Source organism: Paenibacillus amylolyticus (genome assembly GCF_001570725.1).
GTDB classification, from domain to species: Bacteria; Bacillota; Bacilli; order Paenibacillales; family Paenibacillaceae; genus Paenibacillus; species Paenibacillus amylolyticus_A.
Genome location: NZ_BCNV01000001.1, coordinates 543,259 through 559,993, shown reverse-complemented (window position 1 = coordinate 559,993; position 16,735 = coordinate 543,259). Strand labels below are relative to the sequence as shown.

Here is a 16,735-nt window from a genome sequence, read left to right as displayed (position 1 = left end):
GATGTGCAGTGTTATCGTGCGATTCACCGAACAAAACCAAAAAGCATGTGACATTGTTGTCACACGCCTGCAAGATGCACCATGTCGTTTTTTCGCGGAAAAGTAAGTGTGACGATTGTGCCCTCGCCAAGAGAAGATTTTACATGAATGTTCATATGAAGCGTCTGGACCACCTGACGAACCAAATATAGTCCCATCCCAGTAGCTGACCCATTCATTCTGCCTCGGGTAGACGTAAATCCTTTATCAAATATACGTGGCAGATCTTGAGCCTCAATCCCCCGCCCGTGATCCTGAATCATGAGTATGATGTGTCCATCCTGTTCCCGACTTTCAATGAGAATATCCGATGAATCGCTATATTTCACTGCATTGCTCAACAACTGCCGGAGGATGAATCCTAACCATTTGCTGTCAGTGAGCACGCGCGATACCATTAAAGACACATCAAAACCAATGCCTTTGGAAATGCACCACGATTTCAGTGCTCGTATCTCGCTATTCAATACCGGTTCAAGTTCGGTCTCTTCGATGAACAGATCATTATGCATGAACGGAATACGCTTCTGATGAAGCTGCTGATCCAGCAACTGATGAATTCGTAACCATTCATATGTCATTTGGTTCTGTAGCTTATCATCTGGCAAGCGCTCTATCATGAGTTGCAACGCAGTCAGTGGGGTCTTCACCTCATGAATCCAGGACAACATCTCATCCTTCTCCTGTTCCAAAGCGATAAAATGATGTGATGACTCCTTACGATACCGCTCCGTCTGGGAGGTAATAGCCTCGTGTACGATGAGTTCATAGGGACTCTCGGCGATCTCAAGCTCCCCAAGATCATAGGTATGATCCCAGGTGTTCAACTTTTTATAAAAGCGGGTTTCTTTCAAGTATCTCGCCCAGATAAAAACAAGACATACCACTACATTCAGTCCTACGATATACACCACAGATTGGAATGGAATGGACGAATCCAGGTAGGCCACCAATAAGATAATAAGCTGCATGCTTACCAACAGCCATAACCAGCTAGCCTTTTCCCGTATGTATTTGCCGATCATGCTTCCGCCTCTTCCGTTGCCATGTAGCCCTGACCTACTTTGGTTTCAATGTAACCGTCCAGTCCAATGGGTTCAAGTTTCTTCCGTAACCGGTTAACGTTTACCGTGAGCGTATTGTCACTCACGAAATGCTCATGATCCCACAAGCTCCGGATGAGATCCTCACGGGTAACAATCTGATTTTTGTGCTCGATCAGCACTTTAAGGATGAACATCTCATTTTTGGTTAACAGGATGGATTCATCCCCACAGGTCAACGTATTTTTAACATATTCAATAGCCGCACCACGCCAGGTTCGAAGTTCAATATGCTCTGTGTTATAGTTGTACACCCTCCGCAAAGTCGCTTGGATCTTGGCAATCAATACATCGAAATGAAAAGGCTTCTGGATAAAATCATCTGCACCCAAATGCATGGACATGACCATATCCGCAGGATGATCCCGTGAGGACAGAAAGATAATCGGCACATTGGAGTGCGAACGAATAATCCGGCACCAGTGAAACCCGTCATATTGGGGCAACTGAATATCAATAATGACCAGTTGCGGCTGAATCACACTGTACTCCTGCAATACCTTGCCAAAATCCTGCACACCATACACGTCATACGACCACTGGGTTAAGCGTTCCTTGATTTCACTGAATAACGATTCGTCATCTTCAATGAGCATAATTTTAAACAAGAGACTTCACCACGTTTCTGATCTTCTAAGGTTGAAAAAGGTAATTAGACTCCGTTGTTGCAGGATCATCTTTACCGTTACGAATCGTACTTCCGATCGTTGATTCCAGTGTACAGGGAACTTGGGCTTATATCAAAAAGTATGCATACTTCGTAAAGAAAAAGATCCGAAATACATATATCATGTTAGCTCTCAATGGTGTGTATAACATGGCTTGCATCACTGTGTGCGTCCATACGCTCGATCAACTGCATCGCTACGTCTCGTGGCGATCTTAATTGTCCCGCTTCATATACTTGATTGAACATACCAGCAAGGACGAACTCCTCTGCACTTTTGCCTCGTGCAACAGCCTGTAATTCGGTATCGACCATCCCCGGATCAAAAGCAATAATCTCAACAAGGTTCTGTTTGCCTGTTTGTTCCAAGGATACGCATTGGGTGAACATGTTCATGCCTGCCTTGGATGTACAGTACACTGCCATTGAAGGCGCGGGATAACTTCCCGAACCGGATGAGAGATTGACAATTTTACGCCTAGCGGACAGGTGATTTGTCTGTTGAATAAAAGATGAACTCAATATCATTGGCGCTGCGAGGCTGATGTTAAGACTTTGACTTATCTCTGCCGCACTGCACTGATGGATAGGTTTTAGAGGCTCTAGCATCGCTGCGTTATTAATAAGTCCAATGAAATCGGCTTCCTGAGACGAAATGTCGTCCAATACACGTGTAACCAATTCATCTATCCCGGTCAGGTCGGCTAGATCGTACTGAACATGGCGGTAACGCCCGCTCCATTCCTCGCCTGATTCCAACTGATCCGAACTCCCACGTGAAATACCATAAACGTAATCTCCCTTAGCCAATAATAACTGCGCAAGTTGTAAACCGATTCCTTTCGATGTGCCTGTAATGATAAAGTATCTTTTTCCTGTTCCTGTTCCCATTAAGATACCACGCCTCCTATTTCCAAAGCATATCCTTCCCCTATTCTTACGAGTTTTTCTTTCTCCACACCGTGGCCCATAGAAAAGGTACACCAAAACACGGTTCATGCTGCTCCATCGCCTTCATCGCACGGAACTCGACACATTCGAAGCCATCTTCCAGCATGTAGCGAAGCTTCTCCTCCGTGAACGCAAGACCACCTCGCATCGACTTCTCTTGATACACCTGCCAATCATTCATAACGGTCTCCGGCCCACCAATATCGCCAAAACCCGGAGCAAAACAAGTCATTCCAAAATATCCTCCTGGACGGAGTGCATTGTGGATCATTTCTATGTATGGAATGCGCTGATGTGGCAACAGGTGGTGCAGACAACCCGAGTCGTAGACAAGATCATATTCTTGCTCTAGGGACAATTCGAACACAGATCGACATTCAAAATGCACGTCCAGATGCTCTTCTTCCGCCCTTTCTTTAGCCCAGGCAATAGCTGTCTCCGAAAGATCATAAGCATCTACCTGATATCCTTGGCGAGTTAAATACAATGCATTTCTACCCGGGCCACAACCCAGTTCCAGGGCCTTGCCACCACTCAGCACACCTGCGTTCACATGCGCTACCAAATTTTCATCCGGTTTGTTTGGGAAAAAGGGTATAGGTCTGTTCCGATCCTCATAGAAAGGCTCCCAAAACTGCTTGGCAGATCTGAAGTCGGCATCGAGCATATCATACAGATCCTGTACACTTTTAATCGTCTTTTCCACAACCACATTCCTCCTTAAATTCCCGTTCCACTCCTCATTTTCCGCTATCAAATTCTTGTTATTTTCATTAAATTATCCACACTCTATTATAACATTTTTACCCAGTAGTTCTCTATTTTTCTTGTGTTTTATATTCGAAAACATAAGCTTTTTCCCAACAAAAAACGACCGACATGGAATGTCGATCGCTTGCAATAGTGCTGTTTTAAGTTGTAATTTACTTCGCCCGTTCCAGTACAGCAAAGTAATTTCCTTCGTTATCGGCAAAGTTGAAGACACGCCCCGTTGGCATCTCGACAATCTCTCCAACCGTTACATGTTTACCAGACAAGTCGGCATATAATTGATCCAGATTTTCGGTGAAGAACATTAACGAAGGTGTGCCCAGATTTATACCCGCTGACATCCGCTCCACAAACGCCTTGTCATGAAGAATAATGCTCGTCTGCGAATTTGGGGTAGGCGCAATCTCAATCCATCTCATACCCTCATCAAGGTTTACTTCATCCACAATATGGAACCCCGCAATTTCCGTCCAAAATGCCAATGATTCATCCTGATTGTTGACATACAACATAATCTGGCCGACTTTGCTAAACATGCATCATTCACTCCTCTAATCATCTAATCTCTCAACATCCTGCTTATCATTCCTCAAATTCCAATAGAGTATAACATGCGGGACAGCTTTTTTATCATCTTTCTTTGGTAACTAAGAACACATTACACTTATTGCGTGGCTCTTAACTTCTTCGTAAGATAAAGTACAACATCGTCGTCCATAATCGTTTCTTCACCCGGCTGAATGTAATGATCAAGTTTGTGTACACCGTGACCGTCTGGTATGTACCCGCGATGGGCATATAGAACTTGTGCTTTGCCATAATCGGAAAACACACCTACACCAATGCCTGCTACATCCGTTCGTTCCAGAATAACTTCCTCTGCTCGGTCCATCAACCGTGACCCAATCCCTTGGCGCTGGTACTTCATCAGCACATTGAAATCGTTGATTTCAGGAATCCCCTGCTCCTTAAACGCTGGATAATGTGATGCCCATAATACATTAACGTAACCGGCAAATTCTCCATTGAACTCCGCAACTAGGGTCACACGTTTCCCATTTTGCTGATCAGCTAGGTAATGGAAATACTGCTCGGCAGATTTATGCCATCCCTGCGCTTGAAAAGCCTGCGAGATTACAAGTGGATCATTCTCAATTAAGAGCCGTATATGTATATCCGTCATGATGATGCACTCCTTTCATAACAGCTCTATTGCTTATCTACATTCCAAGTTTTTCTCTAAGCGATGTGATGTGGGCAACATGGTGTTTGCCATGCCAAGCATACATGCCCAGATTATAATCCAGTCTTGTCGTTTCTTGCGATGAGGGATGATAGAATTGTTTGGCATAATCTGCATCTGTCAACGCGTTTAACAGAAACACCCAGCGACGATGGAGCGCATCCAGAATTTGCAGCGAGAATTCGATATCCAAGTCCCTTGAATCACTCAATTCAGCCCAGCGCTCTTCATAATAAGGCCGAATCGTTGGTGTATCCTCTGTCAGGGCCAACTTGAAACGAATCATACTGTTCATATGGCTGTCTGCCATGTGGTGAATCACCTGCTTGAGCATCCATCCGCCTTCTCGGTACGGCAGACTTAATTGCTCTTCACTTAGACCCTTTACCGCTTCGCGCGCGCGTTCAGGCAGCTCAGCAATGTCCTGAATCCACTGTTCTCTCTGTGCAGGCGTAACCTTGCCCGTGTGTACAAATGGTCCTATCGGAAATCTTTCATCCATCCATTATTCCTCCTCGTTTGTATGATTGAAATTAACTTTAAACAGCAACTACAGTGTATATGCCATAAGCCAACAGTCTCGCATCTGTCCTTCATGCATCTCATGTTTCTCTAACAGCTTGATCCTTTGGAAACCACATTTCTCATAACAGGATATTGCTCGCAAGTTCCAAGCTTGAGGGTCCATGACTACTTTTCGAGCATGCTTTTCGTTAATCAGAAAATTCAGCATGGACTGCACCAACTGTGTACCTATACCTTTATTCCAGTAATCTACCTCTCCAATAAACTGGTCCGTTCCATAGATGATCTCATCCGTGTCTCCATAACCATACTCCGTTCGTTCCTCTTCCTCAAGCTCATAGAACTGAATGTATCCAATCAGATTTCCTCCATACTCCACGATACAACGAGTAGCATTATCATCCTGATTGTAAAAATGTTCTCTTACCCGTTCCAGATCATGCGGCCGATCACGGCCTTCATAGTATTGAAGGACTTTCGGGTCAGTCAGCCACTTCACCAGATGGTGTTCATTTTCAATTTCCAAAAAACGTACGGTGATTTCATTTGATTCATATACATTATTCACTCTGCATACTCCTTAATGATTTCAAGCGGAGTTCCCGAGACCCAACTCAGGTCCTTGCCCAGAACATTTTCTTTATGAACATAATAGATCATGGGATGCTGAATAAGTTCTGCTTTCTCATCCAAAGGATGAATGGTAAAACGCATCTTGTACGTGCCCGCTGCATCAGGTATGGAGAACCCTGAAAATTCAGTCATTGCCGTGGCTGACTGCCTCTGTAACGCTTGACGAAGAATTCCTTCCATCGCACCCGTGCTGCCGACGGAAACAGGTTGAATAAATCGGTTGTCATTTTTATCACTAAACGATATTGAACCCCAGCCAGGCACAACGGGATATACAGTATGCTGACTCTTATCTTCTTTTCTGCGTGTAATAGATAATTGCACCTCGTATTTCTCCGAAGCGGTCTGCCGAATCGTGCCCTTTAAGCTAACATCCTGCTCTGTAACGCTAGGGGTCAAATTATTATATACAATGAAAGTTGCTACAATAACAATCGCAATGCCAGTTAGCCAACATATTGTACTTCTACGCATGTATTTAACCCCCAAGATTATCCGTAAGTTTGAAGCAATTCGCTCTCCATTAATGTTTGTGTAACGCAGTCTAATTCCGGAGAAGCAGACCAATCACTATGTGTATTCAACCCATATTTAATTGTATGGATAACGCTATTGGCTGACATATATACATTGTGATGAACTCCCGGCTGGACAACGATGTGCTCTCCTTCACGCATCACTTGAATCGAAAGCACCTGATCTTCTCCATAACTGGCATAAGCAATCCATCCGGATTGCACCACATAAAACTCCGTTAGTTTGATATGTACATGACTGTTTTGCCATGCTCCCTGGGCTGAAGCAACGGTTCTGCAATAATAACTGCCGTCTTCTGCTATCATTTTATATTTCTGTTCCCCGTTCGCCATCTTTTCAGAGCTAGTTTTGACACCAGTCTCACCATGTTCCTGTTCTGAAAATTCTGTGTTCACTCGACTTCAGCTCCTTACGGCTTGCCAGATATACTTGCGTTCTCTCACAGCAAGTCTACCGTTAATCCGGTTCTCCTCCAGCTTGGTTTCCAGCTGTCCCCGGTACTCATGCTGTGTATAATCCGGGTTTCCGGGGATATCGGAGAGAAAGATGGCAAACTCTTTTTCATCCGGGAAAATCATGAGTGCCTCGTTAAATTCCTCGATCTTGATTTCCTCATACGCATTTCTTTCCAATCGCTCTCGCACCTTGGTTATATCCGTATGAATACCAATCATAACCCCACCCTTTTGCAGCAATCTCTCATGCTCAATAATGGAAGTTGGACCTCTGCGATCATAGATCAGACCGAACTGCTCATCTGCAAAGGGCATCTTTTCTTTAGTCGTAGTGCATACAAATTCCACATTCGTAATCAAACTTGAATGAAGAGCACTTCGGGCAATCTTAATCATCTCTTCCGAGTTATCGAACCCCATAATGTGATCGGTATATTTCGACATTTTCAACGTAAACTCCCCATGTCCACAGCCTGCATCGAGCACGGATGTATACTGAGGCAGAAGCTTAATCAACCGCTCTTCAAAAGTATCTTCAGCAGAGTTACCTTCCAGGGTATACAAAGCTCTACCCTTGTATCCCCCATTACGTCGTGCAATCATATCGTACCATTCCATGCTCATAGAGTTCCTCCTTACAAAAATCCCCTTCTTCCAAACCATTCGACATAGGTAAGTCGATTCTCCTGTTTGGATATGCGATATATCTTTTACTAAAATTTGAAACGCTTCTCTTCCAGTTTCCGTATTAAGGTCGAAGTCGTATTTATCCCCAAATAGTAAACCATCTGATCTGGAGGTTGAGCGCATGTCATTTTTCAAGAAAATGTTAGCCAGTGTAGGTGTTGGAGCAGCCAAAGTAAATACAGAATTGCATACACCAGAGGTCACGCCTGGAGGAATCATCTCGGGGGTTGTGTACATTGAGGGTGGAGATGTGGAACAGAACGTAGATCGAATCTATCTTTCAATCAAAACCCATTACATACGGGAGCGCGATGATCGCAAAGTAAAAGAAACAGCCGTTATAGCCAAATATTTGCTCACCGAAGGTTTCACATTGCAGCCTGGTGCCAAATTGGAGAAAGACTTCTCATTTGACCTGCCAGAAAATTTGCCTATTACACTACATCGTGCAGAAGTATGGGTAGAAACGGGCCTCGATATCTCAAGCGCCGTGGACCCATCCGACCGGGACAGATTGCATGTTGTGCCTAGCAAAGACATGAACACCGTGCTCGGTGCAATTGATATCCTTGGCTTCAAGCTACGTGAAGTGACTAACGACTATGCGCCGAAGCTTGGCGGCAATCTGCCATTTGTGCAGGAATTCGAATTTGTGCCAACGAGCAAGTTCCGTGGGCATCTGGATGAACTGGAAGTGCTGTTCTATCCGATGGGGGATTCACTGGAACTGTTATTACAGATCGATCGCCGCGCTCGTGGACTCAGTGGAATATTCTCCGAAGCGATGGGAACGGATGAGAGCTTCGTCCGCCTGCATCTGTATGAAAGACACCTGGCGCGGGGTCCGCATTCTGTCGCTCAAGGTCTGGAAGAAGTCATATCCAAACATATTTAATCTATAGTTTGTGTAAACGAAATAAACCGTCCTCTGTCAGAAAAAATCTGATGAAGGACGGTTTTTCCCCTTTCGAAAAGGGGATCAGAAAAATCTGGGGATAACAGCGATCGGAAGGTTATTCTGTCATCGGAGTGTCAGTGGAATTATCCTTAGTGAACTTATATATCAATACACTTCGGTACTTTTCAGACTCAACGTTTCACATACAAGTTGGGCAAAGGCATCGAAGCTGCCGCAGGATCGCAGGCTTTCCAACTGCTCCTCCTGCCGAATCAACTCTACAAACAGATCATAGATACCCATCGCCTGTTCGTAATCCTCTTTGCAGATAGACAACATGAATACGGCATGCACTTCATTCTCCTCATCCCACGGAATCGGCTTCTCGAGCAGACATACCGATACGGTCGTATGAGTTGAACTCAGCTCCATGGGATGTGGAATCGCCATACCTCTTCCAAGCGCGGTTGAAGCCATCTTTTCCCGCTCCTGCACAGCTGGCCAGAATTGCTCGGTTACAATCCCCTTCTCCAACAGCGCCCCGCTCATCTCAGCCATAAGTGTCATTTTGTCAGGCTGATCGGACCGAAACATGAACAATGCTGGATCAAAGTAACGCAGCAGCGTCATTTCCTCCTGCTCATCACTGGTTCGCACCAGATGAGTGATCGTTGCCATGTCGCGTTCCGATGGAATCGCAGCAATGACGGCCGACGGTTTGCCTTTGGACTCCCGTAACCGGATCGTGGAAATGACCAAATCTTCAGGCACACTCCCCATCTCCTCGTACTCTCTTAGCGAAACTACACGAGAGACCTCCAGCTCGGCAAATAAAGAGCGTAATCTGGATTCAAGAATACGGGCTGTGCCGTATCCTGAACCACAGACGAGTAATACGGATTTCCGTTTGCGATGAGGAATCTGGTATTTACGTTCCAATGCTGCCCCAATATGAAGAGCCAGGTAACCAATCTCACTGTCATTGATTTCATGAGGTACGTATGTCTGTAGCTGTTTCACTGCACTTATCGTAATCTCATAGGCGAGTGGATAATATTTACGTATATGTCCCAGCAGTGGATTCCGCATATTCATGCCATGTTCTAACCGCGTAATCATGGGCTTCAGATGGGCATAGAGATCATTCGGCAAGCGGTCATCATCACGCAGATCATAGGTGTACCGATCATAGATGTGACCCAACATCTGCTGTACAGCAACATATAATGGGTCACTTCGTAGTCCATTCCAATCGGTAGCGGTCATTTTTTTACTAACAATATGCAGCAACAGATAATCTCGCTCTCCGACTGGACAGTGAATGGAATATAACGACTCCAGATCCTGAATAATGTGTTGTGCAAGTTGCTGATCCTGCAGATTCGCCTCCACTTTCTCGAATCGCTCCAGTTCATGCCCCTGTTTAATGCGCAACACCATAACAGCCAGATGCGTAATCAGATCTTTCAGCGCCACATCTGCAATACGAACATCCTGTTTGCCTACATGGCGAATGACGATTTCGCGGATGTGTGCGGGTTCGATTGGGTACAACAAACGTTCCTGTGCAGCAGTCATGCCCTCCGGTCCCAATTCTTCATCTCGCGCATCGGCGTACTCGGCAAGACAATAACGGAACCTTTGCTCGTCTCCGACGACCTTCACACCATGTCCTGGCTTGATCTGAAGCTGAAGCTGGTAGTTCTCCAGAATCTGACGAATGATTTTCAGATCATTGTTCATCGTTGCACGGCTTATATACAGCTGATCAGCGAGGTCTTCCATCTTAATATGACCCGGTTCACCAAGCAGCTTGAACAATTCATAACGGATACGCTCATCGGGTGACCCAGGTACTGGCGCACCTTTTTGCCGATCATCCTTCCGTTCCTCCAACAGCTCATCATACAGCTTCGCTTCGTGTACACGAATGGAATATCCCCGTCCACGCTTGGACTCTAGGCTCCCGCCATGCCCTGTAAGGATATGATCCAACTTTTTCAGATCATCCCGAATGGTACGCACCGTAACCTCCAGCCTGTCTGCAAGTGCTTGGCTCGTCCAAGCCTGTTCCTGTCCTTCACCATGAATGAGGTGGAACAGCTTTTTCAACCGTTTAGTTGGAAAAATCATACCGATATCCGACCTCCCTTCTGATCAGGATTGTGTATAACTAAAGCTCACCTTATATCGATACAAGTACAGTCATCAATTTACAATGTGTGAGTTCCGGCAAACGAACGACCTCTTCTCCCTCAGTTAACCTCTGCTGAGGCTCCAGGGGTTGTTCACCAAGAGATACACGCTCTGCATGTACAGGCTGATTAAAGTGCATATTCACGTTTGCAGACTGTGACAAATACGGATTGAAGACACGTACAATGTAACCCTCACTCTGCTCTGCTTTCTTGAAACTGCTTAACACCACGTTGGAATCGTCGCTGAACGACATCAGGCTGTAATCGGGTTCCAGCACACGTTCCTCATCACGGAAAGCAAAGATCAGTCGTCCGTTCAGAAAGTCGCATAGCTGATAACTGCTGATCGGTGTCAAATATTCACGCGCAGCACGGGCTACATTCGCTTCGTCGAATCCAGAAGTCTGGATATGCAGGCCAAAGGTAAAGGAGAGCTCACCAAGCAATTGCGCGTCTGGCGTTGCTACAATTTTCTCACCGGAAGCCCGGCCAGGACGATACAACAGGTTTTCCTTACCCATGAAACCGAATGTGCGGAACAAGGTCAGGGCAATGGTATCCATTTGTTCGCCAACAATTTCATACTCACGTACACCTTCCGTCATCATAGCCATACCATGCGAACCGTTGTTTAACCCAGCATAACTCTGCATCGCTTCAATGGTGATCGGTTTCTCCTGCCATTGTTCACGCTCCCATACCTCCACTTCTGGCAATGAGGTTGGACGAGTAATCACACCGAAAGGCTGATCTGCAATAGATAGAGCGGAAGCAATTCCTGTATCAAAAAGGACACGCAGACGGTGGCTGAACACCTCATTCTGCACCTGAACCTGGAAGCGAATCAGCTTCTCTCCTTTGCGAAGAGATATCTGCACCTGCATTGGCAATGCTCCCGACGTGATGCCTGCGGCGCGCTCTTCCAGATCGTAGGGAACATCCAGCGTGAAACACAGGCATAGTGTCTGAGATACAGACGTTTGAGTGGTTGTTGCACTCATCTGGCTGCCTACCGAAGAAACAATCAGATCCCGCTCGGGTGGAGAATAATTGTAGGAATCTCCGTCATCCCCATTATCTTCGAAGAGCATTTGATCTGCATACACTTGGCCTGATCGCTTGTCCGTAATTTGCAAGGTGCCGTTTGCTTGTAGCGCAATGGTGAAATGTTCATTTTCAATCGTGTCCCCGTTACGCCGCTCCATGACGGGTGCAGCGCCCTGACTGAAATCAAAGATAATCTGGGTGTAGCCCATCGCCGGAACCTCTTGCAGTTCCACCAGCAATTTCGCACGATATACCCGTTCCGGCAGATGCACTTTGCGGCTTGGATTGAGATCGATGTGCTGTCCAAGCACATAATCGGTCTGGTCTACTTTTTCCAAAATGGTATAGGCTAGCTCGCGTCCCTTCGTATCCCGAATCACAAAGGATTCTTCCGGAATATAAGCTTCGATCTCGGTAACCCCGCCTCGCACATAAGGTAGCGTGTTGAACAGGGTGAACGCAAATGTCTCCTCCTGCTGTATCGTTGAAGCAATCATCCGCATATGCAGGTCAAGCAGATTCAGTGCGATATCATAGGCCTGTTTGTAACGAAACGCAACGTCCTGATTCGTTGTATCGCTGTTACAGCCACCGATACTGTCATGCGCCGCATTCTCAAACAGTAGCTTCCAGATGTCCTCAACAATGCGATGCGGGTAATCATGCCCGAGAGAATGGCTTATGGCAAGCACAGGTTCGAGCGTATTAGCGATCAGATTCTCAATCTGGTTATTCTGTTGTTTGAGATCCGCACGGGTGGAAAAAATGGACTTATGAATTCGCATGTGCTTGGCTTCCATTAATTCACCCCGAAGTACAGGCAGATCCTGAATATCTGCTTCGATCTCCGCCAGAAAACGTTCCGGTTCATTCATCATATATTCGCGTTCTGTATCCAGCGCATTGAACCGTTCAATCAACTCCGGCAGGTTCAACCGGACAGGTGCCTGGTCAAATCCATTAGGGAAATAGATATGTTTGGTGGAGGCCTTCCGTTCAAGCGCACCAATCTGTTTTTCCAAATAAGGGATCAACTCTTCTTCATTTTCCGGAATGTTACCGCCGTAGTAATACCCGAACGGCATCTGCACAGCAAATACACGACTACCGTCCGATCCTTCCCACGTAAACTCGGTATGTGGATTCGTATTATCTGATACGCCTCTCCAGAACAGGAAACGTTCGATGCCAAACTCGCGATAGATCTGCGGCATCTGTGCCGATTGTCCAAACGCATCCGGGACGTAACCAACCTTCATCGCATGTCCGTACTTTTGTGCCGTTTTCATACCATAATACAGGTTTCGGACCATGGATTCACTGGAAATCACCAATTGATCCGTCTGTGTATACCAGGGTCCCGTCATCAGTCGTTTGGCTGAAACCAGTTGGCGGATACGTTCCTCATCTTCGGGACACCAGCGGATGTAATCATCCAGCAGCGAGCCCTGTGCATCCAGCAGGTAATAATGAAATCCATCGATATTTTCCAGTGCGTTCAATACTTCCTTGACGTGTTTGACAAGATACACTTTGGAACGGGAGGTCGTAAAATACCATTCCCGGTCCCAGTGCGTATGTGGAATCACATGTACTTTGGTGCGATTGCTCTCACTCATATCTCTATATCCCTCCAGATGCTTTTTTTAGTCAAAAACGAGTTCGATTTCTTCCCCGTTTTTCTTCACCGAAGCTTCCTGAGTCTTGGCAGGCTGTTTCTCTTCTTCATCACGGAAGTTCACCAGCATGGTGCCACCCGCCACGATTAGTGCACCGACAATGCCTCCGGCAAGATACGCGATTGGGGTTCCTACCGATACAGCTCCATATAACCCACCGATCGGTGGCATGATGATATGTGCTCCCAGCAATGCAGTCAGGGCAGCACCCGTTGCACAGGCAAACATGTTGACCAGAATCATTTTGGCAGGGTTACGCAGTGTGAACGGAATTGCACCTTCCGTGATGCCGATCACGCCCATAATCACTGCACCTTTTCCTGCTTGCTGATAGGTTTTTGAAAAACGTTTCTTCATCAACAATGTCGCCAAGCCATAACCAAGCGGCGGAATGCAGATGGCAATATTGATAAAAATATTAGGCAGATAGACACCGGACAGGAACAGGGCGTTGCCTGCCATCCATGCCGCTTTGTTGACAGGTCCGCCGAGATCGAATCCGATCATCGCGCCCAGAATAATCGCAAGTAGAACGGTATTCGTTCCGCTCTGGCTCATGTTTTGAACCCAAGCTATGAGATACTCATTCAGTGCGCCCAGTGGGCCACCGAGAATGACCGCCATCAGAAATCCCGTTAGACCGACAGTAATCAGCGGTAAAATGATTAACGGTACCGAGCCAGCGGCCGGACCTGTAATCTTGACTTTGTTCTTAACCCACAAGGTGATATATCCGGCAAAGAAGCCTGAGATCAACGCGCCCAAGAAACCAGCGTTGGTCTGCTGTGCCAGCACCCCGCCGATTAGACCTGCGGCCAGCGCAGGTTTGTCGGCAATGGAGTACGCAATGTAACCCGACAGGACAATGGTCAATAGTCCAATGCCGCTCCATCCTACATTTTGCACGAGATATAAAATATGCAAGAATCCGCTTCCATCTTTGTACGGATCAAGATCAGTAATGCCCATCGTTAGTGCGATAATTTTACAGATGGCAACGACCAGGGAACCCGCGATAATGACCGGCAGCAGATAGGAGATACCTGTCATTAGATGTGTTTTTGCTTCACCAAACCATTTTCTCATCGTACTCTCTCCTCATGTGGAAGGTGGGGTTAAGCTTGTGCGTTCACAGCCTCGACGGCTTTGGTTAATACCGCTTCTGCCTGACTTACGGCATGACCGATTTTGACACGTACGACTTTTTTATCGCCAAACCGATCCATGTCCTTCACCGTTTGATCCGCTGCAATCAGGACAAAATTCGCTGCAGCAATATCTTCTTCCGTCAGCTTATTGACTTGTCCCATGGCCCCCTGCTGTTCCACTTTAATCTCATATCCCAGTTGCTGAGCTGCTTTCTCCAATGCTTTGGCAGCCATCGGAGTATGGGCGAGACCTGCGATACATGACGTAATACCTACGATTTTCATTATGACACCAGTCCTTCCGTATATTGATGAAGCAACGCATATACATCTTCCGGCTGCACCGCTTCTGCGATAGCCTCTTTGAATGAATCTTCCAGCAATAAGGTGGCAAGTGAAGAGATAATTTGCAGATGGGATACGTCTACATGACCTTTAGGCACAAGGATGGCAAAAATATATTTTACCGGCTTGCCGTCATGAGATTCCCAATCAATGGGCTCCCGTAATCGAATGACCATCACTGCCGGACGTGTTACAACTTCACTCTGGGTATGGGGAATCGCAAAGTGATCCTGAAGTCCGGTGGAGTAGACACGTTCGCGTTCCCACAGATCAGCCGCAAGTTGCGCACGGTTTGTAGTGATGCCGTAACGCTCTGCCTCTGCAGATATAAAATCAAATACGTCCTCTTTGCTATGCCATGTCTGATCGAGATAAATCTGATTGGTTGTAATCATGATCTCTGTCTCTCCTCCTCTCTCTATCCAAAACGATAAGCGCTTACAAGATCATTGTAACGGATTCTGCCTGGACCTTGGATCTAGAAAATTTCCCCTTCGAAGCGGAAAAACATTAGCCACAGTAAAAACCCTGAGTCTAATGGACTCAGGGCAGTTGTAAATGGTGTGTTATATAGATCACGTAAGTACACTGAATGTGGGGCCTAAGCGGACAAATTTCAGGAACGCTGTGTCCAGCGCTGCATTCCTGATCGAAGACCGTAATATGCAGCGGCGAACAAAATGAATCCGGCAACAGCCATGATCATGGATGTTATATTCCATTGAACAAGGGTTCCAAAAGCAACCTTGGATTGCAACGGGGTACCCGAAGAAGCGGTGTTCATCAGATCAGGTACGTAATTCATGGTCATGATCATGCCTTGAACGACATTCCAGGCTACAAAACCGATGATGAATAACAGAGTAACCAGAACGGATTCCATCGCTAATCGTTTGTTCATGTTTGTCATTTGCCTCCTCTTTCCATTCAATTAGACAAGAATTGCTGCATCTCCTGTCTCAGACGATCTTTATTCGCATCCACATATTGATACAACAGGTCGAAGCTTTCTTCGTTATCCGATTGCATACTTATATTGCCGGCTTCCAGCTCAATTCGCTGCAATACCTCATGAATCTGTTCCCCGTGTATTTGCAGGCTTGTCGTGATGTCATCTTCGGACAGGCCATTCACATTATCTCGTAATTTCCCGTGCGTTACGCCGCTCTCGGACAATATCTGCTCGATCTTCTTCAGGATTACGGCATCAGCCTCATTACCGATCCGCTCCATCGCTGCTATTGTCTCACCGATATACTGCCCGCTGGCATTCTCAAGGAAACCGGTCATTCCGTTCATGGACAGCTCGGTATCCAGATCGATGATTAGAATGGTATCTCGCAATACTTGCGGAAGTTCCGGTCCACTCTCTCGAATCGTCGCAAATTCAGCCCGATAAAGGTCCATGGCAACACTCCCCACCACTTCTTCACCTGACATCTCTTCAAGCTGATCGAGTGGTAACAATTCCTGCAGTTCTTCTTGTAACTTGTTCATCTTTCTCTGCCTCCTGTATCTCTCTGTCTGAATAGTTTGAACGAATGTTTTTACACTGGACCACTACGCGGTCAGAATAAACTTCCGATCGCTGTTATCCCCAGATTTTTTCAATCCCTTTATTAAAGGGGAAAATCCGGGGATAAAGGCGAAGTGTATGCTTCCGAAGCAGCTTTCTTGCAGAAAGCTTTTAGCTCCGCTTCTTCAGTTTTTTTCTGCCCTCTCCGTTATCGTGTAAATTTCAAGTTCAACTACGCCGACACGTTATTACATCATATCAGAATACGCTATATAAGTTGAACTTATGGAAGT

At 46.2% G+C, this 16,735-nt stretch carries 19 protein-coding genes; 1 reads left to right on the top strand and 18 read right to left on the bottom strand.

Annotated features, from left to right (window positions below):
• Nucleotides 1-59 precede the first annotated feature (59 nt).
• The 11 genes from PAHA3_RS02705 to PAHA3_RS02655 all read right to left on the bottom strand — a co-directional run bounded on the left by PAHA3_RS02705 (nt 60) and on the right by PAHA3_RS02655 (nt 7,548).
• The gene (locus tag PAHA3_RS02705; RefSeq protein ID WP_062833365.1) at nt 60-1,064 is read right to left on the bottom strand and encodes a sensor histidine kinase; all 1,005 of its coding nucleotides are present in this window, start codon (nt 1,062-1,064) and stop codon (nt 60-62) included.
• Nucleotides 1,061-1,750, bottom strand: a complete 690-nt coding sequence (locus PAHA3_RS02700) for a response regulator transcription factor (protein WP_062833364.1) — start codon at nt 1,748-1,750, stop codon at nt 1,061-1,063. The genes PAHA3_RS02705 and PAHA3_RS02700 overlap by 4 nt, the downstream gene beginning before the upstream one ends.
• 185 nt (nt 1,751-1,935) lie before the next feature.
• Nucleotides 1,936-2,700, bottom strand: a complete 765-nt coding sequence (locus tag PAHA3_RS02695; protein ID WP_062833363.1) for an SDR family NAD(P)-dependent oxidoreductase — start codon at nt 2,698-2,700, stop codon at nt 1,936-1,938.
• A gap of 46 nt (nt 2,701-2,746) precedes the next feature.
• Nucleotides 2,747-3,466 (bottom strand): class I SAM-dependent methyltransferase, encoded by a 720-nt coding sequence (locus PAHA3_RS02690; protein ID WP_062833362.1) that lies wholly within the window; start codon nt 3,464-3,466, stop codon nt 2,747-2,749.
• Nucleotides 3,467-3,683: 217 nt separating this feature from the next.
• A complete protein-coding gene (locus PAHA3_RS02685; RefSeq protein ID WP_062833361.1) occupies nt 3,684-4,067 on the bottom strand; it encodes a VOC family protein in 384 nt (127 codons plus the stop codon).
• A 128-nt stretch (nt 4,068-4,195) separates the two neighbouring features.
• The gene (locus PAHA3_RS02680; RefSeq protein WP_062833360.1) at nt 4,196-4,714 is read right to left on the bottom strand and encodes a GNAT family N-acetyltransferase; all 519 of its coding nucleotides are present in this window, start codon (nt 4,712-4,714) and stop codon (nt 4,196-4,198) included.
• Between the two features lie 37 nt (nt 4,715-4,751).
• The gene (locus tag PAHA3_RS02675; RefSeq protein ID WP_062833359.1) at nt 4,752-5,276 is read right to left on the bottom strand and encodes a YfiT family bacillithiol transferase; all 525 of its coding nucleotides are present in this window, start codon (nt 5,274-5,276) and stop codon (nt 4,752-4,754) included.
• Between the two features lie 48 nt (nt 5,277-5,324).
• Nucleotides 5,325-5,867 (bottom strand): GNAT family N-acetyltransferase, encoded by a 543-nt coding sequence (locus tag PAHA3_RS02670; protein WP_062833358.1) that lies wholly within the window; start codon nt 5,865-5,867, stop codon nt 5,325-5,327.
• Nucleotides 5,864-6,406, bottom strand: a complete 543-nt coding sequence (locus tag PAHA3_RS02665; RefSeq protein ID WP_062833357.1) for a hypothetical protein — start codon at nt 6,404-6,406, stop codon at nt 5,864-5,866. The genes PAHA3_RS02670 and PAHA3_RS02665 overlap by 4 nt, the downstream gene beginning before the upstream one ends.
• A gap of 17 nt (nt 6,407-6,423) precedes the next feature.
• Nucleotides 6,424-6,864, bottom strand: coding sequence for a cupin domain-containing protein (locus PAHA3_RS02660; RefSeq protein WP_062833356.1), 441 nt, complete (start codon nt 6,862-6,864; stop codon nt 6,424-6,426).
• Between the two features lie 6 nt (nt 6,865-6,870).
• Nucleotides 6,871-7,548 (bottom strand): class I SAM-dependent methyltransferase, encoded by a 678-nt coding sequence (locus PAHA3_RS02655; RefSeq protein ID WP_062833355.1) that lies wholly within the window; start codon nt 7,546-7,548, stop codon nt 6,871-6,873.
• Between the two features lie 184 nt (nt 7,549-7,732).
• Between PAHA3_RS02655 and PAHA3_RS02650 the strand changes: the two genes are divergently transcribed.
• The gene (locus PAHA3_RS02650) at nt 7,733-8,506 is read left to right on the top strand and encodes a sporulation protein (RefSeq protein ID WP_062833354.1); all 774 of its coding nucleotides are present in this window, start codon (nt 7,733-7,735) and stop codon (nt 8,504-8,506) included.
• A 168-nt stretch (nt 8,507-8,674) separates the two neighbouring features.
• Here PAHA3_RS02650 and PAHA3_RS02645 read toward each other — a convergent pair whose 3' ends face one another.
• The 7 genes from PAHA3_RS02645 to PAHA3_RS02615 form a co-directional block, all read right to left on the bottom strand.
• On the bottom strand, nt 8,675-10,642 hold the full coding sequence (locus PAHA3_RS02645) for a BglG family transcription antiterminator (protein WP_062833353.1): 1,968 nt from the start codon (nt 10,640-10,642) through the stop codon (nt 8,675-8,677).
• Between the two features lie 52 nt (nt 10,643-10,694).
• Nucleotides 10,695-13,373 carry a mannosylglycerate hydrolase gene (gene mngB / locus PAHA3_RS02640; RefSeq protein ID WP_235599360.1) on the bottom strand — a complete coding sequence of 893 codons (2,679 nt, stop codon included), beginning with the start codon at nt 13,371-13,373 and terminating at the stop codon, nt 10,695-10,697.
• Nucleotides 13,374-13,400: 27 nt separating this feature from the next.
• On the bottom strand, nt 13,401-14,519 hold the full coding sequence (locus tag PAHA3_RS02635) for a PTS fructose transporter subunit IIC (protein ID WP_062833351.1): 1,119 nt from the start codon (nt 14,517-14,519) through the stop codon (nt 13,401-13,403).
• 29 nt (nt 14,520-14,548) lie between these two features.
• Nucleotides 14,549-14,866: a PTS fructose transporter subunit IIB gene (locus PAHA3_RS02630; protein ID WP_062833350.1), complete on the bottom strand. Its 318-nt coding sequence runs from the start codon at nt 14,864-14,866 to the stop codon at nt 14,549-14,551.
• A complete protein-coding gene (locus PAHA3_RS02625; RefSeq protein ID WP_062833349.1) occupies nt 14,866-15,321 on the bottom strand; it encodes a PTS sugar transporter subunit IIA in 456 nt (151 codons plus the stop codon). Before PAHA3_RS02625 ends, PAHA3_RS02630 begins: the two co-directional genes overlap by 1 nt.
• Nucleotides 15,322-15,542: 221 nt before the next feature.
• The gene (locus PAHA3_RS02620) at nt 15,543-15,827 is read right to left on the bottom strand and encodes a hypothetical protein (RefSeq protein WP_062833348.1); all 285 of its coding nucleotides are present in this window, start codon (nt 15,825-15,827) and stop codon (nt 15,543-15,545) included.
• A 26-nt stretch (nt 15,828-15,853) separates the two neighbouring features.
• The gene (locus PAHA3_RS02615) at nt 15,854-16,423 is read right to left on the bottom strand and encodes a DMP19 family protein (protein WP_062833347.1); all 570 of its coding nucleotides are present in this window, start codon (nt 16,421-16,423) and stop codon (nt 15,854-15,856) included.
• Between the last annotated feature and the right edge of the window lie 312 nt (nt 16,424-16,735).